Origin of the sequence: Dactylosporangium sp. NPDC000244, from assembly GCF_040300725.1 — a bacterium.
Lineage (GTDB): Bacteria > Actinomycetota > Actinomycetes > Mycobacteriales > Micromonosporaceae > Dactylosporangium.
On record NZ_JBEPEH010000062.1, the window covers coordinates 37284 to 62487 of the forward strand.

Here is a 25204-nt window from a genome sequence, read left to right on the forward strand (position 1 = left end):
GTCAGTCGTCGTCCAGGGCCAGCAGCGGCTCGGCGTCCGCGGGGGACTCGGTGCGGTCCAGCATCTGGGCCAGGCGATCGGCCTCCGGCAGCAGCCGCGCCGCCAGGACGAGCTCGCCGATGCCGATCACGGCCGCGGCGATGATCAGGCCCACCACCGGCGCCGCGGCCACCGCGATGGCGGCGACCAGACCGCTCGCCGCGCGCACGCGCAGGCAGGTGCGGGCCAGGCTCGGCAGGGGCTGCGCGGCGGCGCCGTCGACGGCCGCGGCGATGCCGAACGCGAGGGCGGCCACCGAGACGCCGACGGACGGGTCCGACTCCGGCAGGCGGATCAGGATGACGCCGGCCAGCGCCAGCAGGGCGGGGCCGGCCTGCAGGAAGAGCGGGCCGCCGTAGCGGGCGCGCAGGAGCTGGCCGCCGCCGGCGCGGCCGACGGCGGTGAACAGCAGCCAGGCGCCCAGCGCGGCGGTGCCGACCGCGCGCACGTACGTCGGCCAGCAGGCCGCCAGGGCCGCGACCAGCACGCTCAGCAGGCCGAAGCTCGTCACGGCCCACCAGCCGAGGACGCCGTGCAGCGGGCGGGCGTGACGGCCCAGCGTTTGCAGCTCGGTTGGCATGGGGGGCTCCCTCGGAGTGGCTGCGAATCGACCACTCTGATACCCATCAGCCCGGCCTACCGAACATAACGGTCATTCTTACGGCGGGGGTGCGATCCACAGCGCGGCCCAGACGATTTTGCCCTCGGCGCTGCGCAGGCAGCCCCACGCGGTGGCGTTGCGGTCGACGATGTGCAGGCCGTCGCCGGGAACACCCGCTTTGCGGCTGTTGGGCAGCACCGTCGGAGGCCGGGGGTCGCCGTCGCGCACCGAGAGATGCAGGAAGCCGCCGCGCCGGCTGACGACCAGGACGAGCGGCGTGGCCGCGTGGGTGGCGGCGTTGTGGACGAGCTCGAAGACGACCCGGCGCGCGACGGTGGCCATGTGCGGCAGGTCCCAGGCCATGCAGGCGTCGTGGACGATCAGGCGGGCCCGGCTCGGGGCGAAGCCGTCGGGCTCGAGCGGCTCGGTGAACCGGGTCGGCGGTGGCGGGCCGAGCTCGACGGCCGCCTCGGCCTCGGCGATGGTGTCGTAGAGCCGCAGGACGTGGTGCCAGAACGGGTTGGCGAGCCGGTCGCGGAGCTGGCCCTGGCGCGGCAGCACCCACAGCAGGAACGCCCCGTGGTCGCGGAAGGCCCGGCTCTGGGCCGCGTGGAACAGCGGCGCGGCGGTGCCGGTCGGGTCGTCGAAGCCGGTGAGGTCGACGATGACGGCGCGGGGGCAGGCGACGAGCGCCTTGCCGATGATCGTGCGGAGGCGGTGCTTGCGTTCCACGGTGAGTTCCCCGGCGACGGTGATCCAGGTGACCTCCCGTTCGAGGTCGTGCCGGGACTCGACGGTCATCATGGAATAACCGTAAAACGAAACGAGTGAACCGGAAACCGTCCGGGGCACGAACACGTGCCCCGGACGGACGACCACCGGCTGTCCGCGGGGATTACCCCGCAAGCGTGACCGGCGGAACGACGAGCACCTCGCAGCCCGACTCCGCGACGACGCGCTCGGTCGCGCTGCCGTCGAGCAGGTGGGCGACGCCGCCGTGGGACGGGCCGCCGATCGCGACCAGCTGGGCGTCGACGGCCTTGGCGTGGCGGGCGATCAGGCTGCCGGCGTGGCCGTGGTCGGCGACGCTGCGCAGCACGTGCCCGGATGCGGTGACGCCGCGGGCGGCCAGGTCGTCCAGCAGCGTCTGGACCCGGGTGCGGGCCTGCTCGTACGTCTCCCGATCCACCGCCTCGTCGCCGACGACCGCGATCTCGTGGACGTGCAGCAGCTCCAGCGGCGCGTGCAGCTCGGCGGCGCGCTCGGCCGCGGCGGCAAGGACGGCGGCCGCGGACTCCCCCGCGTCGACGGCCACGACGACGGGCCGGTTGCCGTTGGCCGCGCCGATGCGGCCGACGGCGACGATCTCGCCGATGGGCTGGGACTCGTCGGCCGAGGCCGCGTTCTCGGCGTCGGTGAGGATCCGGTGACCGGTGGCCAGCACGAAGATGGCGAGGATGAAGGTCGCGGCGCCGAGGTAGAACGGCACGTGGATGTTGTAGTGGTCGGCAAGCTTGCCCGCCACGAACGGGGCGAGACCGCCGCCGATGAAGCGCACGAAGCCGTAGGAGGCGGACGCGACCGGCCGCGGCACCGGGGCCACCGTCATGACCGCCTGGGTGGTCAGGGTGTTGTTGATGCCGATGAAGGCGCCGCAGACGATGACCGCGACGATGACCGTGGCGGGCGAGTCGGTGAACGCGGCGATGACGGTCATCACGACGCCGAGGAGGAACAGGTTGGCGTACAGCGTCTTGGCCGTGCCGAAGCGCCGCTGCAGCCGCGGGGCGACGGCGACGCTGAAGATCGCGACGAGCAGGCCCCAGCCGGTGAAGACGAGGCCGAGCTTGTGCTCGTTGAGGTGCATCGGGTAGGGGGCGTACCCGAGCATGGTGAAGAAGCCCCAGTTGTACAGCACGGCGGTGAGGCTCATGATGAGCAGCCCGCGGTGGCGCAGCGCGGCGATCGGGGCCGCGATGGAGGTGCGCTCGGCCGGCTTGGGCGTCTTCGGCACCAGGAAGATGGTCGCGATGAGCGCGATGAACATCAGCACGCTCACGCCGTAGAACGGGCCGCGCCAGCTGATCCCGCCGAGCGTGCCGCCGAGCAGCGGGCCGACCGCGATGCCGACGCCGAGCGCCGTCTCGTACAGGATGATCGCCCCGCCGAAGCCGCCGCTCGCGGAGGCGACGATGACGGCGAGCGAGGTGGCGATGAACAGCGCATTGCCCAGGCCCCAGCCGGCGCGGAAGCCGACGATGCCGCCGATCGAGTCCGAGGTGCCGGCGAGGCCCGCGAACACGACGATGATCACGAGGCCGACGATGAGGGTCCGCTTCGGGCCGATGCGGCTGGACACCATGTTGGTGACGAGCATCGCGACCGCGGTCACGAGCAGGTAGCTGGTGAACAGCAGCGACACCTGGCTGGGCGACGCGTGCAGCTTGGTCGACAGCGCGGGCAGGATCGGGTCGACGAGGCCGATGCCCATGAACGACACGACGCAGGCGAACGCGACGGCCCACACCGCCTTCGGCTGGCGGAACGGGCTGGCCGCCGCCGGACTGTGCTGATTCATACCGCGGTACTCCCGGGGAGGAGGGTCTGATAGGTGGTGACGAGCCGGTCCAAGGCGGGCAGGGCGGCGGCGAGCGCGGCGCGGTCCTCCTCGCCGAGGCGATCGGCGAGGTCGGCCAGGAGCCGGGCCCGGGTGTCGCGGCGGTGCCGCAGCACGTCGGCGCCGTCCGGGGTGAGGTGCACCATCACGACCCGGGCGTCGTCGGCCCAGGAGCGACGCTCGGCGTAGCCGTCCTGCTCCAGGCGGGAGACGAGCTGGGTCATGGCCGGCTGGGTGATGCCCTCGCGGACCGCGAGCTCGGAGATGCGGCACGGGCCGTGGACGTCGAGCGTCCGCAGCGTGGCCGCCTTCGTCAGCGAGACCTGGTCCGAGGGGGCCAGCCGGCGCAGGAGCGAGACGACCCGCTCCAGGCTGTTGGCCAGCGCCACCCCGTCAAGGATCTTGGACACACAACTTTTATATCACGTACTTATATTCTGGCGTTATGCTTTCCCGTGTGATCGCGCCCTCACACCCCGGGGAGATGCCGTGAACGAGGAACTGCAGCCGGCCGCCCGGCCCATTCGCGAGGTCAGCAGCGACGGGCCGGGCACGATCGTCGTCGGCATCGACGGCTCGACGTCCTCCCTGCGCGCGGCCGCGTACGCCGTGGGCCTCGCCCGGCGGCAGCGCTCGCGGCTCGTCGCCGTCTACGTGCGCACGCTCCCCGCCTCCGTGCTCTCGCTCGCCGACACCGGCGGGAACGCGGCCGCCAACGTGGTCGACGCGCACGACGCGGTCGAACGGCAGCTGCGCGACGCCGTCGAGCACCACATCCCGCGCCTGAACGTCGACGCGCGCCTGGTGGTGCGGACCGGGGAGCCGTACACCGAACTGGTCGCCATCGCCGAGCAGCTCCACGCGGACGCGGTCGTCGTGGGCCGCTCGGCCGGCGCCCTGCACCGCTTCGCCGGCTCGGTCGCGGTCAAACTCGTGCGCTGCGGCCGCTGGCCGGTCACCGTGGTCCCCTGACGGTGACCGGCACCCGGCCGCCATCGCGGCCGGTCACCCGGCCAGGTAGGTCACATGCGTCGCGCCGGGCGTGTCCACGGTCTCGAGGTGCCGCAGCCGCGGGCCGGCCCCGTCGAACAGGGCGGTGCCGGAGCCGAGCAGCAGCGGGACGATGTGCAGGCGCAGCCGGCCGACCAGGCCGGTCCGCAGGGCCTGCTGGATGAGCGATGCCCCGCCCATGATGTGCACCCGCCGGTCTGCGGCGGCCACCGCGGCCGCCTCCAGCGCCGCGCGCACGCCCTCGGTGACGAACGTGAACGTCGTGTCGCGGTGGCGGACCGGCTCGTGCGGGCGGTGGGTCACGACGAAGACCGGCATGCCGTAGTGCCCCGCGAAGGCCGGCTCGTTCCAGAACTGCGCGTGCTCGGCCCAGCCGCCGGTGTCCTCATACACCCGGCGGCTCGTCACGAAGGCCCCGGACGCGGCGAACGTCGCCTCGCTCAGCCGCAGGCCCTCCTCGTGCTCCAGCCACGCGTGCAGCCGCTCGCCGCCCTTGCCGTACCCGGGAAAGGCCTCCAGGTCGGGCCCGGTCACGAACCCGTCCACCGACATCGAGATATCCGCTTCAACCAGTGCCATGCCCAGGTAGACGATGCCGGGCCGGAAAGTCATCGGTGCGGTAAGAACATTTCGTGGACCCCGAAGACTTCGCCGGCCTGGCCCGCCGGTACCACCGTGAGCTGCACGTGCACTGCTACCGCATGCTCGGCTCGTTCGAGGCCGCCGAGGACCACGTCCAGGAGACGTTCCTGCGCGCCTGGCGGTCCCGCGACACCTTCGGGGGACGATCGAGTGCCCGGACGTGGCTGTACCGCATCGCCACGAACGCCTGCCTGGACACCCTGCGACGCCCGGGTCCACCGCTGCAGCCGTACCCCGACCAGCTCCTCGACGAGCGGCCCGGCCCGGACGCCGTGGCCGTCGGCCGCGAGACCATCTCCCTGGCGTTCCTCGCCGCGATCCAGCTCCTGCCGCCGCGCCAGCGGGCCGTGCTCATCCTGCGCGACGTCCTGTCCATGTCGGCCGGCGAGACGGCCGCCACGCTCGACACCACCACGCAGGCGGCGAACAGCGCCCTGCAGCGAGCGCGGTCGGCCCTGCGCGAACGGTGGCCCGGCGGCCGGCTGGAGTGGGCGCCGGCGAACGTCCCCGACGGGGCGCAGCGGGACCTGGTGCGGCGGTACATCGCGGCCCACGAAAGCGCCGACCCCGAGGCGCTCATCGCCCTGCTCCGCGAGGACGTCCGCCTCACCATCGAGCCCGGCGTCGGCTCGTGGACCGGCCGGGACCGGGTCGCGCCGGCGCTGCGCGAGGACATGATGTCGGAGGGCCGCTGGCGCATGCTGCCGACGGGCGCGAACCGCCAGCCGGCGGTGGCCGCGTACGTCTGCCGCCCCGGCGACACCACGTTCCGCCCGTTCGCCCTGATCCTGCTCCGCCTCGAGCCCGACGGGCTGGCCGCCATGGACGTGTTCGAGGCGCCCGGCCTGTTCCCCGCCTTCGGCCTGCCCGACCTCGTCGTGCAGCGGGACTCGGACGCCGCCGCCCCCCGTGGATGACGACCGGCGACGCCCGAACCTCACGCAGCGCCCAGGTACGCCTCGCGAACGTCGGGGTGGGCGGTCACCTCGGCCAGGGCTCCCTCGGTGACGATCCGGCCGTGGTTGAGCACCACGGCCTTGTCCGCGAGCGCGTTCACCGCCTGCATCACGTGCTCGATCATCACGATGGCGATGCCCTCCGCGCGGCACTCGCGCACGCGCTCGATCACGATGTCCACCTCGTGCGGGGTCAGGCCGGCCATCACCTCGTCGAGCAGCAGCACCTTCGGCTGCGACACCAGGCCCCGGGCGAAGTCGACGATCCGGACCATCGCCGACGGGATGTCCCCGATCGCCTCGCGCCGGTACTGCCAGAGGTCGAACCGCTCGAGCTGCTCGCGAGCCAGCCGGTTCGCCTCCCGGTAGCCGCGGGCGCGCCGGTAGGCCGCCAGCGCGACGCACTCGAAGACGTTGAGCTCCGACACGTTCCCCGACACCTGAAAGGTCCGTGCGACACCCGCCTCGAACACCTTCACCGGAGACATCCCGGTGATGTCGACGCCGTCCAGCAGCACCGTCCCGTTCGTCGGGCGCAGCACGCCGGCGATCAGGTTCACCAGCGTCGACTTGCCCGCGCCGTTGGGACCGATCAGGGCGGTCACCATCCCGGACCCGGCCGTGAAGGAGACGTCCTGCAGCACCTTGAGACCGCCGAAGTTCTTGGCGATCGCCGTGACCTCAAGCATGCTCGCTCACCACCTCGGGGGCCGGGGCACGATCGGGCGCCGACCGGCCGGACGACTTCTCGGACTCCGGGTCGTGCGGCCGGCCGGTGCCGAACAGGCGGACGATCAACCGGTTCCACAGCGGCACGATGCCCGAGCCGCCGAACCTCAGGATCGCGATGACGCAGATCGCGTATGCGATCTGGGTGTAGCTGGAGACGTTGGAGCTGGACACCGCGAACATGCGCAGCAGCTCCTCGAGCACCGCGATGCCGATCCCGGCCACGATCGGCCCGGCGAGCGTGGCCGAGCCGCCGATGATCGCGCCCACGAGCATCGCGACGCCGACCTCCACCGACAGGACGGAGTCGTAGCTCACGAAGTTCGTGTACTGCGCGATGAGCGCACCCGGAATCGCGGTGAGCCCCATGCTGACACCCATGGCGATCGCCTGGTTGCGGATCACCGCGACGCCCATGCTCGCGGCGAGCACCGGATCCTCGCGAATGAACGGCAGCGAACGGCCGAACCGGGTGCGGCGCGTCATCCACGACACCCCGGCGGTGAGGAGCACGAGGACGGCGAGTGCGACGTAGTACAGCGGAGCGGCGTCCGTGAACCACTGCAGATGCAGGATGCCCTCCTGCGTGGTGAGGTTCTGCAGACCGTTCACGCCGCCCGTGACGCTCCACGTGGCCGCGATTCCGGAGATCGCGACCGCCAGGGCCAGGGTTCCGAGCGTGAAGAACAGCGCGTTGACGCCGAACCGGCTCATGATCAGGCTGACCGCCGCGCCGATCGCCGCCGAGAGCAGGATGCCCACGCCGATCGCCAGCCAGATGTTGATGCCGTGCTGCCAGGTCAGCACCGCGACCGAGAACGCACCGATGCCGAAGGCGCTGGCGTGCGCGATCGACAGCAGTCCGGTGAAGCCGCCGGCGATGTTCCAGGTGAGGTTGCGCATCGCGTAGAGCAGGGCGACGAAGCCGACGCCGATCGTCGGCTCCGCGGCGAACTGCGGGAAGGTCACCGCCACGACGAGCGCGACGGCCACGACCAGGGTGTTCGCCCGGTTCAGTGGGGTGGAGACGAGCGCGCGCAGGGATCTCATGTCCGGGCCACCCGCTTCCGAGCCAGGCCCTGGGGGCGGAACAGGATGATCAGCAGGAATGCGCCGTAGATCACCGAGGAGGCCAGCGAGCCGCTGACGTAGACGCTGCTGGCCGCCTCGGCCACCCCGAGGAGGACGCCGGCCGTCACCGTCCCCCACAGCGCCCCGCTGCCGCCGATCACGACGACGATGAACGCCTTGACCGTCAGCTCCAGGCCGTACAAGGGAGACACCGGCTGGAACGGAATCAGCAGCCCGCCGGCCACCGCGGCGGCGGCCGCGCCGAGCGCGAACGTCGAGCGGTACACCCGGCGGACGTTGACGCCGACGAACATGGCACCGTTCAGGCTCTCCGCACAGGCCCGCATGTAGACGCCCAGGCGCGTCCGATAGATCAGCCACGACAGGGCGAGCGCCAGGACGAGGCTCACCGTCCCGGCCGCCAGCCGGGCGAAGCTGATCGTGACGCCGAGGGTGTTGATGGCGTCGATCGGCCAGGGGTTGCGGATGGTCTGGTACGGCTCGGGATAGAGCACCTGGAAGAGGTACTGCAGGGCGACGCCGATGCTGAGGGTGATCACCAGCTGCGCGTGACCGGACTTGTCGAGGGTCGACTCGATGAGGAAGCGCTCGACGAGATAGCCGAAGGCGGCCGCGACGGCGGCGACGAAGAGCAGGGCCACGGCGAAGTCGGCCAGCGAACTGGGCTTGAGGGACAGCACCCCGTACATGCCGATCAGGACGAAGTAGCCATGGGCGAAGTTCACCACCCGCATGACGTTGAAAATCAGGTAGAGGCCAAGCCCGATCAGGGCGTAGATCAGCCCCTGGAGCACCCCGGTGGCAATGATCTGGAGAACGGCCATCACCTGGCCTCCTCTCGTGTGCTGGTCGTGGTTCCGAGATATCCGCTCTCCAGGAGGCTGGAGGCGAGCAGCGACTCCGCGGTGCCGGCCGCGACGATCTTTCCGCCTTCCAGCACATAGCCGCGGGAGGCCAGCGCGAGCGCCTGGTGGACGTTCTGCTCGATCAGCAGGACCCCGACACCGGCGGCGTTGATCTCGCCGATCGTCTTCATGATCACCTGCACGATGACCGGCGCCAGACCGAGCGAGGGCTCGTCGAGCACGAGCGTGCGGGGCTGGAGCATGAGCCCCCGGGCGATGGCGAGCATGCTGCGCTCGCCACCGCTCAGGGTCCCCGCGAGCTGGCCGGCCCGATCCTTCAGGCGCGGGAAGAGGTCGTACATGGCCGCCAGGTCGAAGGGGCCCGCCTTTGCCCGCGGTCCCGCGCCGACCAGGAGGTTCTCCTCGACCGTCATGCCCACGAACAGCGACCGCTCCTGCGGGACCAGGACGAGTCCCGCCCGCACCCGGTGCCAGGGCCGGAGGCCGGCGATTGGGCGACCGTCGAACTCCAGCTTGCCGGCGCGGGCGGGGATGGTGCCGAGCAGCCCCTCGGTGAGGGTCGTCTTGCCCGCTCCGTTGGAGCCGAGCAGGCAGACGAGCTCACCCTGGCCGACCTCGAGGTCGACGGATCGCACGATCTCCGACCGTCCACGCCAGACGCTGAATCCCTCAACCGACAGGGCCGTCTTCATCATGGTCCCCGATCCGCCTACGGCCTCGGGTAGACGGTCGAGGTCGCGGCCGCGTCCGCCGGGAAGACCGGGACGTACTTGCCGCCCTGGATCTGGGTGACCAGGCCGGTCGCCCGCTCGTTCGTGCCCTTGGCGTCGAACTTCACGCCGTGGCTGATGATCCACAGCCCGTGCTTGTCGCCGTTGATGCCGGAGATGTCCACGGACCGCAGGGCCGACGTGATCGATTCCTTGTCGTCCGGGTTGCTCGCCGCGGACAGGGCGTCCGCCAGCAGCCCGACCGACGCGTAGTAGTAGGCGCCGACCCCGTCGGGCGTCTGCCCGTTGTACTTGGCCTTGTACTCGTCCGAGTAGCTCTGCGGGGTGTGCTTGGCGCCGTCGGCCGACTTGAGCAGCGAGGTCCAGTAGTTGCCGGCGACGTCGCCGTCCGAGATCGCGCCGACCGTCGGGATGAACTGCGCGTTGGTGTTGCCGCCCAGCACGCCGACCGTCGCCTTGGGCTTCCAGCCGGAGCGGGCGAGCGCCGGGTAGAAGAGGAACGCGCCCTGCGGGTTGCCGCCGAACAACAGGATGTCGGGGTTCGCGTTCTTCGCCTGGCTGACCAGCGGGGCGAAGTCCGTCGTCGTGGCCTCGTCGTAGGAGATGGAGTCGAGCACCTTCACGCCCGGGTACTCCTTCTGGAAGGTGCCGGACCACGCCTTCTGCGCGTCCGGGTAGGCCCCGGCGCTGGCGTAGATCAGCATCGCCGTCTTCGGCGTCTCGCCCTTCTTCTCCGCCCCCTGCATCACGGCGCGCACCGACTGCGCGGCCCAGCCGTTGTCGGCCAGGATCGAGGGGGCCAGTTTGAAGACGTACTTGCGCCCGGTGCCGATGATGCTGTCGGCCGCCTCCATCGGCACGATCAGCGGCACCTTGAGCTGGTCGGCGGTCTGGGCCGCGGTGATGGTGACCGGGCTGGACGACGCGCCGACGATGACGTTCGCACCGCCGGACACGAGCCGGCGCATCAGGGCGGGGACCTCTTCCGGCTTCGAGCGGTTGTCGAGCACCTCCACCGAGACCTTGCGCCCGTTGATCCCACCGGCCGCGTTGAGGTCGGCGACGCCCATCTGGAAGGAGTTCACGCTCTGGACGCCGTAGGGTGCGGCGATGCCGGTCAGCGCGGCGATCACGCCGACCTTGATGTCGCCGCCGCCCTTGCCGCTGTTCGCGGAACCGCCTCCGCAGGCGGCGAGGGCGAGGCTGGCAACCGTGGCCATGGCCACGGCGGCGGTGCGGGGTATGGTGCGGAACCGTTGGGGTGTCTTCATGGCTGTTCCCTTCGCAGCAGTGGAACCGGGGTGTTGCGGGGTGTCGCGATCCGTGCGTTCAGCGGCCGGACCACCGTGGAGTTCGCTTCTGGCTGAAGGCTGCGGTGCCCTCCGCGCGGTCCTCGCTCAGGTAGGGGCTGGGACCGGGGTCGAGGCGTAGCGCGGTGGCGATCGGCAGGGACGACCCGAGGTGCACCATCGCCTTGTACCGCTGCAGGGTGATCGGTGCCCTGGATACGAGGGTCGCCGCCAGGGCGTCCACCGTCGCGTCCAGCTCCTCGGGCGGGGTGACCCGGTTGAGCAGGCCCATCCGGAACCCGGTTGCGGCGTCGAACGGCTCGCCGAGGTACAGCACCTCGAAGGCGAAGCCCGCCGGCACCAGCCGCGGCAGCATCTGACTGCCGAAGTTGGCGCCCAGGCCCACCTTGGACTCGGGCATCAGAAACCGTGCGGTGTCCGCGGCGACCCGCAGGTCGCACGCCATCGCCAGCTCGAGCCCGCCGCCGACGACCCAGCCCTCCAGGACCGCGATCGTCGGCTTGCGGCACTCCAGCACGGTTTCGTAGGGGTTGCGGGTGGCCTCGCGCATCGGCTCGTACGGCAGATGCTCGGCCGTGTCCCGGGCGTGCATCTCCTTCAGATCGGCACCGACGGAGAACGCCTGTCCGCCGGTGCCGCGCAGCACCACCACCCGGACGTCGCGACGCCGGTCGAGGTCGGTGAAGACGGTCGTGATGTCGCTCAGCAGCCCGCGGCTCAGGGCGTTGCGGCGTTCGGGGCGGTTCAGGCGGACAACGGCGACACCGTCGGCGCTGACGTCGACCAGGAGGTCGGACCGGTGCTCTACCACGGGACCACCTCGCCCAGGGCGCGCCCGGCGTGGGCCTGCCCGGTCGAGGAGATCAGGCTCCAGAGGCTCGGCAGGCTCTTGTTCAGCGCCGCGCGACCGATGAAGACCGACCAGTCCCGGCTGCTGCCGAACTCCCCCTGCCAGCTCCACAGCCGCGTGGTGAGGGCCGGCAGCTCGTGCTCGTCGGTCACGCCGATCGCGCCGAGCACCTGATGGGCCGACCGGTTCAGCCGGCGGGTGTCCTCCTTGGCGGTCACGCCCGCGGAAGCCGCGGCCAGCAGCCGCTCCCCCGGATCGGCCAGCACGGCGGCGTTGACCGCGAGCATCGTGGCGGCCGCGGCCTCGGCCACGTCGACCATGTGGTGCTGCACCGCCTGGAACGTCCGGATCGGCTTGCCGAACTGCTCGCGCGTGTCGGCGTAGGCCAGCACCACGGCGAGGACCCGCTGCATCGCGCCGGCGGCGGAGGCGGCACGCAGCAGGACGCCGCGGGCGCGCAGCTCCAGGGGCGACGGCCCCACGCCCTGCGCGATCGCCGCGGCGGGCAGCCGCAGCCGGTCGAACAGGACGGTGTCGCGGGGCTCCCCGGCCAGGTTCTCCCCGGCCCGGACCTCGGCCGGGCGCGGCAGCACCACCGTGCGGGGGGTGCCATCGAAGTCCGCGATCGCCACCAGGTGGTCCGCGCGGCGCCCCCATGGGACTCGATGCAGCGTGCCGGAGATCTCGGCGTCGCCGCCGGACAGCGGCGTCACCCGGAGGTCGTCCAGCGGATGCGACACGGCGCCGAGGGTCAGGCCCTCCGGGCGCTCGAGGGCGGACCGGGCGAGCAGCCAGGACACCAGGCCGGCGGTCTCGACCAGGGGTATCGCGACGGCGTGCCGGCCGACGCTGATCGCGATCCGGACGGCCTCCTCCAGGCCGATGCCGTGCTCGTCGAGGTCGAGGTAGGCGAATCCGTTGGCCTCCACGGTCGACCAGGTGTCCTGCGGCCAGGGCGCGCCCCGCTGCGCCGGTCCCGCGCCGGATCGGGTGAAGATGGCGGCGAGCGCCTGGTCGAGCATCTCGGACGTCTCCGACATCAGTCACTCCTCGACGAGCGGGCCAGGTGCTTGGCGATGACGGTGCGAAGCACCTCGTTGGTGCCGCCGCGCAGCGTGAAGGTCGGGGCCGTCACCACGGCGTCCGCGAGCAGGGACCGCAGCCCCCCGGCCGAGGGGTCCAGCTCGTCCGGCACGAGCTTGCGCAGGATCTCGACGACCTCGTTCTCGAACTGCGTGCTGATGTCCTTCACGAGGGCCGCCTCCACGGCCGGGGTCTCGCCCCGGTCGAGGGCCCGGGCAATGGACAGCGACAGGTTGCGCAGGGTCCAGTAGCGCGCGGTGACCAGCCCGATGAGGTGTTCCGTCTCCTCCGACGGGCTGGTCTCGGCCAGTGCCGCGTAGACCATTTCCAGCACCGGGACAACCGACATGAACCGGTCGGGGCCGGACCGCTCGTGCGCCAGCTCGGATGTGACCTGCAGCCACCCGTCACCGATCTCGCCCAGCACCATGTCGTCGGGGACGAAGACGTCGTCGAAGTAGACCTCGTTGAAGTGGTGGAAGCCGTTGAGCAGGCGGATCGGGCGGATCGTGATGCCGTCGGCGCGCAGGTCGACGATGAGCTGGCTGAGCCCGGCGTGCTTGCCCTCGGCCGACGTCCGGCAGAGGGTCACGGCGAAGTCCGCGTAGTGCGCGCCCGAGGTCCATACCTTCTGCCCGTTCAGCAGCCAGCCGCCGTCCGTCCGGGTGGCCCGGGTGCGCACGGACGCGAGGTCCGAGCCGCTGCCGGGCTCGCTCATGCCCAGGCAGAACCAGACCTCTCCCTGGACGATCGCGGGCAGGAAGCGCCGTTTCTGCTCCTCGGTTCCGAACCGCAGGATGATCTGGGCGGTCTGCCGGTCGCCGACCCAGTGGGCGCTGATCGGGGCCCCGGCGGCCAGCATCTCCTCGACCACCACGAAGCGGTCGACCGCGCCGCGGCCCGGGCCGCCGTACTCCTTGGGCACCACCATCCCGACCCAGCCGCGACGGGCGACCTCGCGGCTGAACTCGATGTTCGCCTCCGCGTTGATGCCCAGGCCGACCGAGAAGCGGTTCTCGCGCCGCGCCGCGGCGATGAACTCGCGCACCTCGTCGCGGAGCGTCATCTCCGCCTCGGTCAGCCGGGAGGCCGCAAAGTCGATCATGACGTGCCCGCCTCGGTGTGCTCGGCGGCCGCCAGGCGCTTGAGGCGGCGGTTCTGCGTCCAGAGCTGCACGCCGCGTTCGAGCTCCAGGGCGACCGGCCACGGCAGCCGCTGGTCCGAGGTCTCGAGCCGGAACGAGCGCACGACCCGCGTCGCCAGCAGCGGGTCGGCCGCGACCCGCCCGGCCAGCTCCAGTGCCGTGGACTCGACCTCGTCGTCCGGCACCGATCGCCAGGCCAGGCCGAGCTCGCGCGCCCGGTCGCCGTCGATCTCGTCGCTGAACATCCCCATGCCGGCCGCGGCCTCCCGGCCGGTCAGCCGGCTCAGGATCGTGAAGAAGCCGCCCCCGGGGTGGATGCCCGCCCGCAGGAAGCCGGCCATCAGCCGCGCATCGCGGGACACGATCCGAAGGTCGGTGGCGAGCGCCAGGTTGAGCCCGGCCCCCACGGCGGCGCCGCGCACCGCGGCCACCGTGGGCACCCGAAGCTGCCCCACCCGGACGAACGAGCCGTACATCTGGTCCGTCTCGGCGTACGCGCGGTCGCTCACGGCGTCATCGGCGTAGGAGTCGCGCCACGAGTTGGTGTCCGCGCCCGAGCAGAACGTCCCGGCATCGCCCCGGATCACCGCCGCCCCGAGCGTCTCGTCCCGGTCGATCCGCTCGCAGCAATCCGCCAGCTGCTGGGCCATGTCCATGGTCAGCGCGTTCTTGATCGCCGGGTTGGAGATGGTCACGAGCGCGACGTTGCCGTGGCGCTCAAAGGTGACCGAGGGGGTCATCGGGCTTCTCCTTCACGGGGTCCGTTGGATGGAACCGGCGTCGAGGCCGGCCGGTTGAGCAGCAGGAAGTCCAGGGCGATCGCCCGGCCGTCGGGGGTCACCCGCAGCGGGTTCACCTCCAGGTCGCTCAGGCGCTCGCCGGCCGCGACCGCCAGGAGACTGATCCGGGAGATGGCCTGCGCGGTGTCGGACAGATCGACCGGAGGACTGCCACGGAAGCCGGTCAGCAGCGGGGCGGCGGTCAGCGAACGCACCATCTGCTCGGCCCGCTGCGGGGACACCGGGGCGAAGGCCGAGACCGCGTCCCGGTAGATCTCGGTGGCGTACCCGCCCAGGCCCACGGTGACGATCGGCAGGCCGCCGGCGGACCGGGTCACGCCCACGATCAGTTCGACGCCCGCCGGCGCCATCTCCTGGACCAGCACGCCCGCGGGCTGATCGGCCGCGAACTCGGTCATCAGGTCGCGGTAGGTCGGCACGAGCTGATCCGCCGGGACGGCCAGCCGCACGCCGCCGCGCTCGGACTTGTGCAGCACGCCGCTCGCCTGGATCTTCAGGACGCTCGGCCCGGCGGCCTCGGCGGCGAGCGCCTGCGCCTGGTCCACCGAGCACACCAGGACCGAGGCGGGCCGGGCGACCCCGGCGAGCCCGAGCAGGGCCTCCCCTTCGGCCTCGGTGACCACCGCGCCGGTGCCCGCCATCGCCCGCTGGATCTCGGCGACCGGGAACGTCGGCGAGGTGAAGCCGTCCTCCGCCGCCGCGGGGCTGCGTAGTGCGGACAGCACGCGTGCCGCCTGGCGGGTCGAGTCGAAGATCGGCCAGCCCGCGTCCCGCAGGATGTCCCGCGCCTCGGCGGTCTGCTCCCGGGCCGCCATCCAGACCAGGACCATGGGCTTGGCCAGGTCGCGCCAGGTCTTCACGAACGACTCGGCCATGCGGGTGGCCAGCGTGCCGGTGACGAGCGTCAGCGTGATCATCACGGCGTCGATGCCGTCCGAGCGGTACACCCGGTCACAGACGTCCACGAAGTCCGAGGGGTCGCTGTCCCGGAAGATCTGCGCCGTGACGTCGACGGGATTGTCGACGGCACCGAAGCTGGGCACCAGGTCGCGCAGCTCGGCCCGGGTCTGCTCGGGGAGGTCGTCGACGGCGAAGCCGGCGGCCGAGAGCTGGTCCGCGGCGAGGCTGCCGGCTCCGCCCGAGGTGGTGACGACGGCGACCCGATCGCCGGCGATCGGCGGGGAGACCGTCAGGCCGTGCGCGAGCGCCACGAAGTCGTCGACGTCCTCGGCCTCGACCACGCCGAACTCGCGGACCGTCACCCGGTAGCCGGCGTCGTCGCCGACGATGGCGCCCGTGTGCGAGGCCGCGGCGCGGGCACCGGCGGCGCTGACCGCGGAGCGCAGGACGATCACCTTCTTGCCCAGCTCGGCGGCCCTTCGCGCGAGCTCGCGGAAGTCGTGGTCGTCGACCGCGGCCTCGAGGTACATGGACAGGACGCGGACCTCGTCCTCCTCCAGCAGGTAGCGGCCGAGCTCGACGGCGGTCAGGTCGACCTGGTTGCCGGTGCTCGCCCAGGCGGCGATGCCGAGGCCGCGCTCGCGGGCCAGGCTGAGAATCGATCCGCCGACCGCGCCGCTCTGGCCGACGTAGGCCAGCCCGCCGGCCGCGACCGGGCCGGACTCGAGGGCGGCGGTGAACGTGCCGAACATGGCCTCGCCCGTGTGGACCACGCCCTGGCAGTTGGGCCCGAGCAACCGCACGCCCAGGCTGCGCGCGGTCTCCCGCAGCTGCGCCTGCAGCGCCTGACCCTCCCGCAGCTCCCCGAAGCCGGAGGCGAAGACGACGGCGGCGCGCGCACCCGCCGCGGCGACCGCGGGCAGTTCCTCCAGCACCCGCGCCGCCGGAATCAGCATCAGCACCAGGTCGACGGGGCCGGGCAGCGCGGCGAGCGAGGGGTAGCACGGCCGGCCGGCGAGCTCCGCGTATCCGGGGTTGACCGGGTAGATCTCGCCGGTGAACCCGAACTGCGCCAGGTAGTGCAGGGGGCGGGCGAACGGGTTCGCCTCCCGGCCGGAGGCGCCTAGGACGGCGACCGCTCGCGGGTGGAAGAGCGCATCCAGGCCCCCATGCGGCCCGTTGAGGTCCCGCGGTCGCCCGAGCGGATCTCGCATGTCCCCTCCTTCTGGTAGAGCCGAAAGCCTTGACAGTGTGGTGGCAGTCACAGCTAAGTTGAACTTGGCGCCAGAGTCAAGTGGGTGCCTGACACAATCCGAGGCCGGGAGCGGAGCCATGAAATTCGGCATCAGCCACTGCAACGTCGGCGAGTTCGCCGAGCCTGACCGCGCACTCGATCTCGCACGCTGGGCCGAACAGGCCGGCTTCGAATCCCTCTGGACCGTCGAGCACGTGGTCATCCCGGAGGTCTACGAGCCGCGGTACCCCGAAACCCCCGACGGGCGCTTCTGGTTCGGCCACGACCTGCCGCTCACCGACCCCCTGATCTGGATGGCGTTCGTCGCGGCCGCGACCACGCGGCTGCGCCTCGGCACCGGGATCATCACCGTCCCGCAGCGCAACCCGCTGATCACGGCGAAGGAGATCGCGACCCTCGACCGGCTCAGCCGCGGCCGCGTCGAGATCGGCGTCGGGGTGGGCTGGCTCCGCGAGGAGTTCGAGGCCCTGGGCGCCGACTTCGCGCAGCGAGGTGCGGTGATGGACGAGTCGATCGCCGTGATGCGCGAGCTGTGGCGTCCGGGTCCCCGCACGTACCAGGGAAAGTTCTTCTCCTTCGACCTCGTCCACAGCGAGCCCTCGCCGCCCCGGGGCTCGGTGCCGATCCACATCGGCGGGTCGACCAAGGTGGCCGCTCGGCGGGCCGGCCGGATCGGCGACGGGTTCTTCCCGGGCGGCTACGACCGCGAGGCGGTGGCGTCGCTGGTCGCCTTCGCCCGCACGGAGTTCGAGGCGTCCGGACGCGACGGCCGCCTGGAGATCACCGCCCGCTGGACGAAGGACCCCGGCCGGCTCGGGGACCACGAGACGCTCCGGTTCCTGCGGGATCTCGGCGTGGACCGGGTCCTGGTGCCCGCGCAGACCCTGGCCGAGCCCGGGCTGCAACGATCCATCGCCGAGCTCGGCTCCAGCACCCTCCCCGCCTTCGCCTGACAGGAGCGCAGTCCATGAGCACCGTTCCCACCGTCCGCGGCCCCGTCGACCCGGCCGAGCTCGGTCAGACGCTGATGCACGAACACGTCTTCGTGCTCGACACCGAGGTCGAGCGCAACTACCCGGGCCGCTGGGACGAGGCGGCCCGCCGGGCCGATGCCGTCCAGAAGCTGGAGCGCGCCTACGATCTCGGCGTCCGGACCATCGTCGACCTCACCGTGATCGGACTGGGCCGCGACGTGGCGCGGGTGGCCGAGGTCGCCAAGCTGGTCCGCATGAACATCGTGGTCGCCACCGGCCTCTACACCTACGACGACGTCCCGATGTTCTTCAAGTTCCGCGGTCCCGGCAAGCTGATCGACGGCCCGGAGCTGCTGACCGAGTTCTTCATCAGGGACCTCACGACCGGGATCGCGGACACCGGCATCCGCGCGGGCATCATCAAGTGCGCCACCGACGAGAGCGGCCTGACCCCCGGCGTCGAACGGGTGCTGCGAGCCGCGGCGCTGGCGCATCGGGAGACCGGGGCGCCCATCTCCACCCACACCCACGCCGGCACCCGCAGGGGCACCGACCAGCAGGCGGTCTTCCGCAAGGAGGGGGTGGACCTCGAACGCGTGGTGATCGGCCACAGCGGCGACACGACCGACCTCGACTATCTGCGCTCGCTGATGGACGCCGGGTCCTTCATCGGCATGGACCGGTTCGGACTGGACCTCATGCTGCCGTTCGAGGCGCGGGTGCAGACCGTCGCCGACCTCTGCGCGCTCGGCTACGCGGACCGGATGGTGCTGTCGCACGACGCCTCGTGCTTCACGCACAACTTCGACGTCGCCGACAAGGCCCGCCTGCTGCCGAACTGGCACTACAACCATCTGCACGAGGACGTCCTGCCCGCGCTGCTCCAGCGGGGCGTGACGCCGGAACAGATCCACACCATGCTCGTCGCCAACCCCGCCCGGATTCTCGGCTGAGCGCCGGGCGGGCGGAATGCTAGGAGGCGCTGGGCTCGGCGTTGCGCAGGTCGACCTCGATGCCCAGCGCCTGGGCCCAGAGCCGGCTCAGCGTGAGGATGGCCGTCTCCTCGTCGTAGTCCTCGTCCAGGACCAGCCACATGTAACAGAAGTTGCTGACCATCGAGGTCAACGCGGCCGCGGCGTAGTCCGCCGGCAGGCTCGGCGAGACCAGGCCCGACTCCTGGAAGCGGCGGATACCGCGCTCGGTGCGCGCGCGGAAGACCTTCCGCGTCTCCCGCCGCATCTCCCGGAACTCCGGGCTGAAGCTCGCGACCTGCTCCAGGATCATCAGCAGGCTGGCCTCCTCGCGGTAGGCCCGCACGTAGGCCCGCGTGGCGTGCTCGATGCGCTGGTAGGCACTGGAGCCGGCGTCGGCGGGCACCCGGGACTTCGTGAACATCCGCTCGTTCACCTCGTCGATGACCGCACGGAAGATCGCCTCCTTCGACTCGAAGTAGGTGTAGAAGCTCCCGTTGGCGACGCCGGCCTCGGTCGTGATGTCAGTGATCTTGGTGTCCAGGAAGCCCTTGCGCCCGAACACCACAGCAGCGGCATCGACCAGCTTGCTCATCGTCCGGCGGCCCCGCGCACTCACCGGAAAGGCTTGCTCCGTCGCTGGCACAGCCCCATCCCATATCGATCGACTTTGTCGAAACGCAGCGTAGCACCCAGAAATTGACTCTGGCGCCATGTTCAACTTACTGTGTCCAAGGCTACCAATGATGGTCCCGGGAGGGCCGATGTCCCGCTCCGACATGTCAGCACCAGCGTGCCTCAGCGCCGTCACCGCATGGCTTCAGAACCTCGAAACCGCTCTGGACGCCGAGGATCTGGACCGGCTGGCCGATCTCTTCCTGACCGAGGCCGACTGGCGCGACCTCGTCTCGTTCACCTGGGACGTCCGGACCACGCTCGGCGGCCGGGAAGCCGCCGCCGAGCTCATCGCGCGCAATCGCGACGTGAAGGCGTACGGCTTCGCCCTGGCCCCCGGACGCACGGCACCCCGGGTCGCCGTCCGCGCCGGCGACGACGTGGTCGAGGGCTTCTTCACCTTCGACACGGCGTTCGGTCACGGCGCCGGCGTGGTCCGCCTCGACCTGGCCGCCGGGCCGCCGCTGCGGGCCCGCACCCTGTTGACCACCCTGCAGGAGCTGACCGGCTCCGAGGAGCGCCGCGGCGCCAACCGGCCGCACGGCACGGCGTACTCGCGGACGTTCGGTGGCAAGAACTGGCTCGACCTGCGCCAGGAGGAACAGCGCTACGACGACCGCTCCCCCGAGGTGCTGATCGTCGGCGCGGGCCAGGCGGGCCTGTCGATCGCGGCCCGGCTGCGCACCATCGGCGTCGACGCCCTGATCGTGGACAAGCACGAACGCGTCGGGGACGTCTGGCGCAAGCGCTACCACTCGCTCACCCTGCACAACGAGTCCTGGGTCGCGAGCCTGCCGTACCTGCCCTACCCCGACACGTGGCCCACCTACATCCCGAAGGACAAGCTGGGCAACTGGTTCGAGCACTACGCCGACATCATGGAGCTCAACGTCTGGACCTCGACCGAGTTCGTGGGCGGCACCTACGACGAGGACGAGCAGATCTGGACGGTCACCGTGCGGCACGACGGCGCCGAGCGCGTCCTGCGGCCCCGGCACGTCGTCATCGCGACCGGCGGCGTGAGCGGCGTTCCCAACCGCCCGCGGCTTCCCGGGCTCGAGGACTTCCGCGGCGACGTCCTGCACTCCACCCAGTACACCTCCGGAACCCGGTTCGAGAACCGGAAGGCCCTCGTCATCGGGACGGGCACGAGCGGGCACGATGTGGCGCAGGACCTGCACGCCCTGGGTTCCGAGGTGGACATCGTGCAGCGGCAGTCCACGACGGTGGTGAGCCTGGAACCGAGCGGGATCATGGTCTACGCCCTCTACTCCGAGGGCACCCCGACCGAGGACGTCGACCTCATCGCGGCGGCGAACTCGTTCCCGACCCTGATCAAGGCCAACCAGATCCTCGCCCAGCGGATGCTCGAGGCCGACAAGGACATCCTCGACCGCCTGCACGCCGTCGGATTCCGCACGGACATCGGGGAGGACGGCACCGGCTTCCACCTCAAGTACAACCGCCGCGGCGGCGGCTATTACATCAACGTCGGCTGCTCCGACCTGATCGCCAACGGCGAGATCGGCCTGCTGCAGGCGGACCAGATCGCGTCGTTCACCCCGGACGGGATCGAACTGGCCGACGGGACCACCCGCGAGTACGACCTCGTCGTGCTGGCCACCGGGTACCGCAACCAGCAGGAGGAGGTCCGGACCTTCTTCGGCGACGCCGTGGCGGACAAGGTGGGCCTGATCTGGGGCGTGGACGACGGCGGCGAGATGCGCAACATGTGGCGCCCCACGGCCCAGCGCGGACTGTGGTTCAACGCCGGGAGCCTCGCGGCATGCCGCGGCAACTCGAAGTACCTGGCGGTCCAGATCCTGGCCGCGCTCAAGGGCATGAGCCCCGGCTACCGGGAAACCACGATCGGCTGACCGGCGGTGTCCCCCGCGGCCGGCCGGGCGCGGGGGTACGGTCGATCAATGCCTACCGCCCGCCCGATCGTGTACTACGGCGACCCCGTCCTGCACCGCCGCTGCGCTGACGTGTCCGTCTTCGACGACGAGCTCGGCGAGCTCATCGACGACATGTTCGCCTCGATGTACGCGGCCCGCGGCGTCGGGCTCGCGGCCAACCAGATCGGCGTCGACCGGCAGGTGTTCGTCTACGACTGCCCCGACGCCGACGACGTGCGGCAGGTCGGCCACATCGTCAACCCGGTGCTGGAGCCGCTGGCCGAGCCCGCCGACGGCGACGAGGGCTGCCTGTCCGTGCCCGGGCCGCGTGGGGCACTACCCCGGGCGGCGGTCGCCACCGTCACCGGGCAGGACAAGCACGGCAACCCGATCACGGTCACCGGCACCGGCTACTTCGCCCGCTGCCTGCAGCACGAGACCGACCACCTCAACGGCGTGCTCTACGTGGACCGGCTGGACGAGCAGCGGCGGGAGGCCCTGCTGCGCGAGGCCGGCCTGCGGTCCTGAGCTGCCCGGACGTGGCTACAACAATTTTTTAACACGGCTCTGCCAGGCTTGATCAGCCGGTGGTGCAGCGGGGGCGCATCAACGGCCCGCCTGCAGGACGGTGACGACGATGTCGTCGCCGGCGCCGGCCCGGGACGCGGCCAGCAGATGGTCGCACAGCTGCTCGGCGGTCAGGTCGTGCCGGCCGGTGAGCAGGTCGGCGAGGCCGCGCAGGCCCTCGTCGAGCGGCTTGCCGGGGCGCTCGATGAGGCCGTCGGTGTAGAGGACCACGTGGCTGCCCGGCTCCAGCGTCATCGAGTGGTCGCTGCGCGTGGCGGGCAGGCCGGTGCCGAGCAGGAGTTCCGACGGGTGGCGCAGCAGGGTCGTCCCGCCGTCGGGGGTGAGCAGGATCGGAGGCGGGTGGCCGGCGTTGGACCAGCGCAGCGTGTAGGGGGCTGGGGCGCCCGGCTCGGGATCCGTGCTGACCTGGGCCAGCACGACCGTCGCGAAGGTGTCCAGGCCGAAGCCGGACATCGCCTCGTCCATCGCGGCCAGGATGCGTGAGGGCGGCCCGAGCAGGGTGTGCGCGATGCCCCGCAGGATGCTGCGGACCTGCGCCATGGTCGCCGCCGCGAACCGGTCGTGGCCGCTGATGTCGCCCACGACGACGGTCATGGTGCCGTCGGGCAGCAGGAACGCGTCGTACCAGTCGCCGCCCACCCGGGCGTGCTCGACGGCGGGCTCGTAGCGCGCCGCGACCCGGTAGTGCTCGCTCACCGGCGGGGGCGTGAGCAGGCTGCGCTGGATCGTCTCGGAGATCTCCCGCTCGATCGCGGTGGACCGCCGCTCGGCCTCGCGCAGCCGCGCCCGGTCCAGCGCCTGGCTGATCGTGGCACCGACCAGCCGGACGAAGATCAGGTAGGTCTCGTCGGCGAGCAGGCGCGGGTTGAGCGTGGTGCGCAGCATCAGGTCACCGGCCGCGTACGTACGCGGGCTCAGCCGTACCGTCGCGACCTTCCCGGCCGCCGTCTGCCGCACCGCGGCATCGCCCCCGTCCGCGGCCACGATCTCCGCGTCGGGCAGGTCCTGCGGGTCGGCGCGCAGCACCGGCAGCGCCCGCTGGAGCACCTCGCCGCGGTGGTCGACGGTGGCGAGCCGGTCGTGCAGCGCGTTGAGCAGCCGGAGCCGGCGGGTGGCCAGGATCTGCGTGGTGGTCTCGGAGGCGATGTCGAAGACGCCCTCGACCTGGCCGTCCTCGCCCATGACCGGGGAGTAGGAGAACGTGAAGTAGCACTCCTCCAAGAAGCCGTGCCGGCGCATCTCCAGGCGGAGGTCCTCGACCCACGTCGCGCCGCCGCCGCCGAGGACCTGCTTGATCATGGGGCCGATGTCGCCCCAGACCTCGGCGAAGACCTCCCGGGCCGGGGCGCCGAGGGCGGCCGGGTGCTTGTCGGCGATCATCGGCACGTAGGCCTCGTTGTAGAGCATCACCGACTGCTGGCCCCAGAACAGCGTCACCGGGAACCGCGTTCGCAGTGCCAGGTCGACGGCCGTGCGCAGGGCCGGTCCCCACGACGCCACCGGCCCGAGCGGGGTCGCGGCCCAGTCGACCCCCGCGTAGGCCTCGCGCAGGTCTCCGGCGGCGGCGAACAACGGATCCACGCCTCGAACTTAGACCACCGCCTACGGGATCGCCGCGAGGTCGAGCAGGTGCCACGTCATCGTCTCGTTGTCGCCGGTCGCCCACCACAGCCAGGAGCCGGACAGCCCCTCGGCCGTCGACACGGCGAGCGGCGTGCGGCGGCGCGTCCGCAGGTCGAACATCGTCAGCCGCTCGCTCGACGTCGACGCCTGCGTGGAGATCGGAGCCGCGAGAAACTCGAAGCGGTCCAGCGCGGCGATGTCGAGGAACAGCGTCACCTCGCCGTCGACGTTGACGCGGCCCGTCTCGCCGCTGCCGTCGGTGCGGTGCAGGGTGACGACGGAGCTCTGCCGCGTGCTCGCGACGGTGCGGCACCACACCGCGCCGCAGTACACGTCGCGCCCCGGCGGCTCGTCGAAGGTGCGCCGCTCGCCGGTCACGAGGTTCAACTGCAGCACGGGCTGCCCGCCGATGCCGTCGTCGGTCGCCCAGGGCCAGGCGGTCAGGTGGTACGTCCCGTCGAGCGGCCGCACCGTGACGTCGCCCCCGTCCAGCGGCACGGATCGCAGGTCGGTCGTCGGCACCGTCAGCCCCCGCGTGGCCGTCCACCACACCCGGCCTTCGGCGATCTCGAGGTCGTGCATGCCGCCGGTGAACAGCGGGCGGCCGGTGTCGGTGGTGAGGACCTCGGCGGCGCCCGAGGCGTCGGCGCGGTGCAGGGTGGTGCGGCTGCCGCCCTGGTCGTCGGCGACGCTCGACATCCAGTACACGTGGCCGTCGGCGGCCCGGACCGCGTCGAACGAGCCGCCGCCCGCGATCGGGATGCGCTCGAGTCGGAGCGGGGCGGCAGAGCCCGATCTGTCCGACGGGTCGAGCAGCGCGAGCGAGGCGGTGTCCGGGTCGGCGTCGGCGATCTGCACGACGACGTGGTGCGGGTCGAGCACGGCCGCGGGGCTGAACGTGGTGCCGTCGGGCAGCGTGGCGGACACGTCGAGCGTCGGCGGGACGGGCGGCGCCGGCTCCAGCTGCGGCTGCGGCGCGGCGGGCAGCATCAGCAGGGTGCCCGAGGCGAGGACGGCCGCCGCCGCGGCCACCCGCAGGCGCCGGGTGCTCATGGCACTCATGACTCGTAGGGCTGCTTCGGCGCCGGGATCGGGTGCGCGGCGGTCACGGTCACGTACGGGATCGGCTGGCCGTCGACCGGATCGGGGTCGGTCCGGTCCGCGTACGTGCCGGTCACCTCCAGCCAGGTGTCCGCCGCAACCCCGGGCGGGACGGCGCCGGCCAGGCCCACCTTGACGGGGCGGGCGTCGGCGGCGCAACAGGTGATGATCATGCGGGTGAGGTACCGCGCGTCGCCCGACACGACGATGAAGCCCGACAGCGTGACCGTCCGGCCCTCGAGGCTGCGGCCGCGGTCGAAGACGGCCCGGGACGCGTACTCGAGCAGCGACACCCGAACCGGGTCGCCCGCGGGCAGCGGCGGGAAGTCGGAGCCCGCGGCCGAGCCGAGCGCGGTGCCGCCGTGGGAGGCCGCGTAGGAGCCGAGCGCGGGCGGCGCGACGAGCAGCAGCGCGAGCACGGGCGCGACGATGAGCCAGGCGGGTTCGAGGCGGCCGTGGTGGTGCTCCTCGCCCGGTGCGCCGCGGAACACCCGCACCAGGTTCACGGCCGCGACGGCGACCAGGACGGCGCCGGCGACGAGGAGCGGCCAGTGCAGCCCGGGCTTCACGTAGCGCACATAGGTGCCGGTCCAGGCCGTGCGCACGAGTGCGCCGCCGATCAGCAGCAGCGCCACCGACTGCACTCCGGCGCGGCCGCTGATGGCATTACCTTCTTTTGTCATCGGGAGCTCCCGAGGAACGCTTTGGCCGCTTGTCCTGTGAGGACTGACGTGAGACGGCGTCCTCG

General features: G+C 71.8%; 25 protein-coding genes. 6 read left to right on the plus strand and 19 right to left on the minus strand.

Features of this window, described 5'->3' with window-relative positions; all coding sequences use genetic code 11:
• Window position 1: 1 nt before the first annotated feature.
• The 4 genes from ABT369_RS53050 to ABT369_RS53065 all read right to left on the minus strand — a co-directional run bounded on the left by ABT369_RS53050 (window position 2) and on the right by ABT369_RS53065 (window position 3667).
• Entirely contained in the window at window positions 2-619 is a 618-nt protein-coding gene (locus tag ABT369_RS53050) for a hypothetical protein (protein WP_350625496.1), read from the minus strand.
• Between the two features lie 78 nt (window positions 620-697).
• Window positions 698-1444 (minus strand): ATP-binding protein, encoded by a 747-nt coding sequence (locus tag ABT369_RS53055; protein WP_350625498.1) that lies wholly within the window; start codon window positions 1442-1444, stop codon window positions 698-700.
• A gap of 91 nt (window positions 1445-1535) precedes the next feature.
• Window positions 1536-3218 carry an MFS transporter gene (locus ABT369_RS53060; RefSeq protein ID WP_350625500.1) on the minus strand — a complete coding sequence of 561 codons (1683 nt, stop codon included), beginning with the start codon at window positions 3216-3218 and terminating at the stop codon, window positions 1536-1538.
• Complete coding sequence (locus ABT369_RS53065) at window positions 3215-3667, minus strand: MarR family transcriptional regulator (protein WP_350625502.1); 453 nt, start codon at window positions 3665-3667, stop codon at window positions 3215-3217. The genes ABT369_RS53060 and ABT369_RS53065 overlap by 4 nt, the downstream gene beginning before the upstream one ends.
• A gap of 79 nt (window positions 3668-3746) precedes the next feature.
• Between ABT369_RS53065 and ABT369_RS53070 the strand changes: the two genes are divergently transcribed.
• Window positions 3747-4229 (plus strand): universal stress protein, encoded by a 483-nt coding sequence (locus tag ABT369_RS53070; RefSeq protein WP_350625504.1) that lies wholly within the window; start codon window positions 3747-3749, stop codon window positions 4227-4229.
• Between the two features lie 33 nt (window positions 4230-4262).
• Here ABT369_RS53070 and ABT369_RS53075 read toward each other — a convergent pair whose 3' ends face one another.
• Window positions 4263-4847: a dihydrofolate reductase family protein gene (locus ABT369_RS53075; RefSeq protein ID WP_350625506.1), complete on the minus strand. Its 585-nt coding sequence runs from the start codon at window positions 4845-4847 to the stop codon at window positions 4263-4265.
• 53 nt (window positions 4848-4900) lie between these two features.
• Here ABT369_RS53075 and ABT369_RS53080 point away from each other — a divergent pair, with 53 nt between their 5' ends.
• Window positions 4901-5827: a sigma-70 family RNA polymerase sigma factor gene (locus ABT369_RS53080; protein WP_350625508.1), complete on the plus strand. Its 927-nt coding sequence runs from the start codon at window positions 4901-4903 to the stop codon at window positions 5825-5827.
• A 20-nt stretch (window positions 5828-5847) separates the two neighbouring features.
• On the opposite strand, the gene ABT369_RS53085 is transcribed toward ABT369_RS53080, so the two are convergent.
• From ABT369_RS53085 to ABT369_RS53130, 10 genes are all read right to left on the minus strand, one after another.
• The gene (locus tag ABT369_RS53085) at window positions 5848-6555 is read right to left on the minus strand and encodes an ABC transporter ATP-binding protein (RefSeq protein WP_350625510.1); all 708 of its coding nucleotides are present in this window, start codon (window positions 6553-6555) and stop codon (window positions 5848-5850) included.
• Window positions 6548-7645 (minus strand): branched-chain amino acid ABC transporter permease, encoded by a 1098-nt coding sequence (locus ABT369_RS53090; protein ID WP_350625512.1) that lies wholly within the window; start codon window positions 7643-7645, stop codon window positions 6548-6550. Before ABT369_RS53090 ends, ABT369_RS53085 begins: the two co-directional genes overlap by 8 nt.
• Entirely contained in the window at window positions 7642-8511 is an 870-nt protein-coding gene (locus ABT369_RS53095; protein WP_350625545.1) for a branched-chain amino acid ABC transporter permease, read from the minus strand. The genes ABT369_RS53090 and ABT369_RS53095 overlap by 4 nt, the downstream gene beginning before the upstream one ends.
• On the minus strand, window positions 8511-9188 hold the full coding sequence (locus tag ABT369_RS53100) for an ABC transporter ATP-binding protein (RefSeq protein WP_350625514.1): 678 nt from the start codon (window positions 9186-9188) through the stop codon (window positions 8511-8513). The genes ABT369_RS53095 and ABT369_RS53100 overlap by 1 nt, the downstream gene beginning before the upstream one ends.
• A 74-nt stretch (window positions 9189-9262) precedes the next feature.
• Window positions 9263-10555 carry an ABC transporter substrate-binding protein gene (locus tag ABT369_RS53105; protein ID WP_350625516.1) on the minus strand — a complete coding sequence of 431 codons (1293 nt, stop codon included), beginning with the start codon at window positions 10553-10555 and terminating at the stop codon, window positions 9263-9265.
• A gap of 58 nt (window positions 10556-10613) precedes the next feature.
• Entirely contained in the window at window positions 10614-11405 is a 792-nt protein-coding gene (locus ABT369_RS53110) for an enoyl-CoA hydratase/isomerase family protein (RefSeq protein WP_350625517.1), read from the minus strand.
• Window positions 11399-12484 (minus strand): acyl-CoA dehydrogenase family protein, encoded by a 1086-nt coding sequence (locus ABT369_RS53115; RefSeq protein WP_350625519.1) that lies wholly within the window; start codon window positions 12482-12484, stop codon window positions 11399-11401. Before ABT369_RS53115 ends, ABT369_RS53110 begins: the two co-directional genes overlap by 7 nt.
• Entirely contained in the window at window positions 12484-13632 is a 1149-nt protein-coding gene (locus ABT369_RS53120) for an acyl-CoA dehydrogenase family protein (RefSeq protein ID WP_350625521.1), read from the minus strand. Before ABT369_RS53120 ends, ABT369_RS53115 begins: the two co-directional genes overlap by 1 nt.
• Window positions 13629-14411 (minus strand): enoyl-CoA hydratase/isomerase family protein, encoded by a 783-nt coding sequence (locus ABT369_RS53125; RefSeq protein WP_350625523.1) that lies wholly within the window; start codon window positions 14409-14411, stop codon window positions 13629-13631. The genes ABT369_RS53120 and ABT369_RS53125 overlap by 4 nt, the downstream gene beginning before the upstream one ends.
• The gene (locus tag ABT369_RS53130; protein ID WP_350625525.1) at window positions 14408-16585 is read right to left on the minus strand and encodes an acetate--CoA ligase family protein; all 2178 of its coding nucleotides are present in this window, start codon (window positions 16583-16585) and stop codon (window positions 14408-14410) included. Before ABT369_RS53130 ends, ABT369_RS53125 begins: the two co-directional genes overlap by 4 nt.
• Before the next feature lie 118 nt (window positions 16586-16703).
• Between ABT369_RS53130 and ABT369_RS53135 the strand changes: the two genes are divergently transcribed.
• Both ABT369_RS53135 and ABT369_RS53140 read left to right on the plus strand, forming a co-directional pair.
• Entirely contained in the window at window positions 16704-17579 is an 876-nt protein-coding gene (locus ABT369_RS53135; RefSeq protein ID WP_350625527.1) for an LLM class F420-dependent oxidoreductase, read from the plus strand.
• A 14-nt stretch (window positions 17580-17593) separates the two neighbouring features.
• Window positions 17594-18553 (plus strand): phosphotriesterase family protein, encoded by a 960-nt coding sequence (locus ABT369_RS53140; protein WP_350625529.1) that lies wholly within the window; start codon window positions 17594-17596, stop codon window positions 18551-18553.
• A gap of 19 nt (window positions 18554-18572) precedes the next feature.
• Here the strand turns inward: ABT369_RS53140 and ABT369_RS53145 are convergent, their stop codons facing one another.
• Window positions 18573-19166 (minus strand): TetR/AcrR family transcriptional regulator, encoded by a 594-nt coding sequence (locus ABT369_RS53145; protein ID WP_350625531.1) that lies wholly within the window; start codon window positions 19164-19166, stop codon window positions 18573-18575.
• 169 nt (window positions 19167-19335) lie between these two features.
• On the opposite strand from ABT369_RS53145, the gene ABT369_RS53150 reads away from it, so the two are divergent.
• Together ABT369_RS53150 and def are read left to right on the plus strand one after the other, a co-directional pair.
• Window positions 19336-21123, plus strand: a complete 1788-nt coding sequence (locus ABT369_RS53150) for a flavin-containing monooxygenase (protein WP_350625533.1) — start codon at window positions 19336-19338, stop codon at window positions 21121-21123.
• A gap of 48 nt (window positions 21124-21171) precedes the next feature.
• Entirely contained in the window at window positions 21172-21672 is a 501-nt protein-coding gene (gene def, locus ABT369_RS53155; protein WP_350625535.1) for a peptide deformylase, read from the plus strand.
• Between the two features lie 78 nt (window positions 21673-21750).
• Here def and ABT369_RS53160 read toward each other — a convergent pair whose 3' ends face one another.
• Genes ABT369_RS53160 through ABT369_RS53170 form a run of 3 tightly spaced genes read right to left on the minus strand, consistent with a single transcriptional unit; the run spans window position 21751 to window position 25139 of the window.
• On the minus strand, window positions 21751-23313 hold the full coding sequence (locus tag ABT369_RS53160; protein WP_350625537.1) for a PP2C family protein-serine/threonine phosphatase: 1563 nt from the start codon (window positions 23311-23313) through the stop codon (window positions 21751-21753).
• Between the two features lie 21 nt (window positions 23314-23334).
• Window positions 23335-24417 carry a hypothetical protein gene (locus ABT369_RS53165; protein ID WP_350625539.1) on the minus strand — a complete coding sequence of 361 codons (1083 nt, stop codon included), beginning with the start codon at window positions 24415-24417 and terminating at the stop codon, window positions 23335-23337.
• Window positions 24414-25139 carry a TIGR03943 family putative permease subunit gene (locus tag ABT369_RS53170; protein WP_350625541.1) on the minus strand — a complete coding sequence of 242 codons (726 nt, stop codon included), beginning with the start codon at window positions 25137-25139 and terminating at the stop codon, window positions 24414-24416. The genes ABT369_RS53165 and ABT369_RS53170 overlap by 4 nt, the downstream gene beginning before the upstream one ends.
• Between the last annotated feature and the right edge of the window lie 65 nt (window positions 25140-25204).

Bases quoted from the DNA above. Each gene is read 5' to 3' on its own strand.
- ABT369_RS53050 (WP_350625496.1), bottom strand. From the start codon at position 619: ATGCCAACCGAGCTGCAAACGCTGGGCCGTCACGCCCGCCCGCTGCAC.
- ABT369_RS53055 (WP_350625498.1), bottom strand. From the start codon at position 1,444: ATGATGACCGTCGAGTCCCGGCACGACCTCGAACGGGAGGTCACCTGG.
- ABT369_RS53060 (WP_350625500.1), bottom strand. From the start codon at position 3,218: ATGAATCAGCACAGTCCGGCGGCGGCCAGCCCGTTCCGCCAGCCGAAG.
- ABT369_RS53075 (WP_350625506.1), bottom strand. From the start codon at position 4,847: ATGGCACTGGTTGAAGCGGATATCTCGATGTCGGTGGACGGGTTCGTG.
- ABT369_RS53085 (WP_350625510.1), bottom strand. From the start codon at position 6,555: ATGCTTGAGGTCACGGCGATCGCCAAGAACTTCGGCGGTCTCAAGGTG.
- ABT369_RS53090 (WP_350625512.1), bottom strand. From the start codon at position 7,645: ATGAGATCCCTGCGCGCGCTCGTCTCCACCCCACTGAACCGGGCGAAC.
- ABT369_RS53095 (WP_350625545.1), bottom strand. From the start codon at position 8,511: ATGGCCGTTCTCCAGATCATTGCCACCGGGGTGCTCCAGGGGCTGATC.
- ABT369_RS53105 (WP_350625516.1), bottom strand. From the start codon at position 10,555: ATGAAGACACCCCAACGGTTCCGCACCATACCCCGCACCGCCGCCGTG.
- ABT369_RS53115 (WP_350625519.1), bottom strand. From the start codon at position 12,484: ATGTCGGAGACGTCCGAGATGCTCGACCAGGCGCTCGCCGCCATCTTC.
- ABT369_RS53120 (WP_350625521.1), bottom strand. From the start codon at position 13,632: ATGATCGACTTTGCGGCCTCCCGGCTGACCGAGGCGGAGATGACGCTC.
- ABT369_RS53125 (WP_350625523.1), bottom strand. From the start codon at position 14,411: ATGACCCCCTCGGTCACCTTTGAGCGCCACGGCAACGTCGCGCTCGTG.
- ABT369_RS53130 (WP_350625525.1), bottom strand. From the start codon at position 16,585: ATGCGAGATCCGCTCGGGCGACCGCGGGACCTCAACGGGCCGCATGGG.
- ABT369_RS53135 (WP_350625527.1), top strand. From the start codon at position 16,704: ATGAAATTCGGCATCAGCCACTGCAACGTCGGCGAGTTCGCCGAGCCT.
- ABT369_RS53140 (WP_350625529.1), top strand. From the start codon at position 17,594: ATGAGCACCGTTCCCACCGTCCGCGGCCCCGTCGACCCGGCCGAGCTC.
- ABT369_RS53145 (WP_350625531.1), bottom strand. From the start codon at position 19,166: ATGAGCAAGCTGGTCGATGCCGCTGCTGTGGTGTTCGGGCGCAAGGGC.
- ABT369_RS53150 (WP_350625533.1), top strand. From the start codon at position 19,336: ATGTCCCGCTCCGACATGTCAGCACCAGCGTGCCTCAGCGCCGTCACC.
- def (WP_350625535.1), top strand. From the start codon at position 21,172: ATGCCTACCGCCCGCCCGATCGTGTACTACGGCGACCCCGTCCTGCAC.
- ABT369_RS53165 (WP_350625539.1), bottom strand. From the start codon at position 24,417: ATGAGTGCCATGAGCACCCGGCGCCTGCGGGTGGCCGCGGCGGCGGCC.
- ABT369_RS53170 (WP_350625541.1), bottom strand. From the start codon at position 25,139: ATGACAAAAGAAGGTAATGCCATCAGCGGCCGCGCCGGAGTGCAGTCG.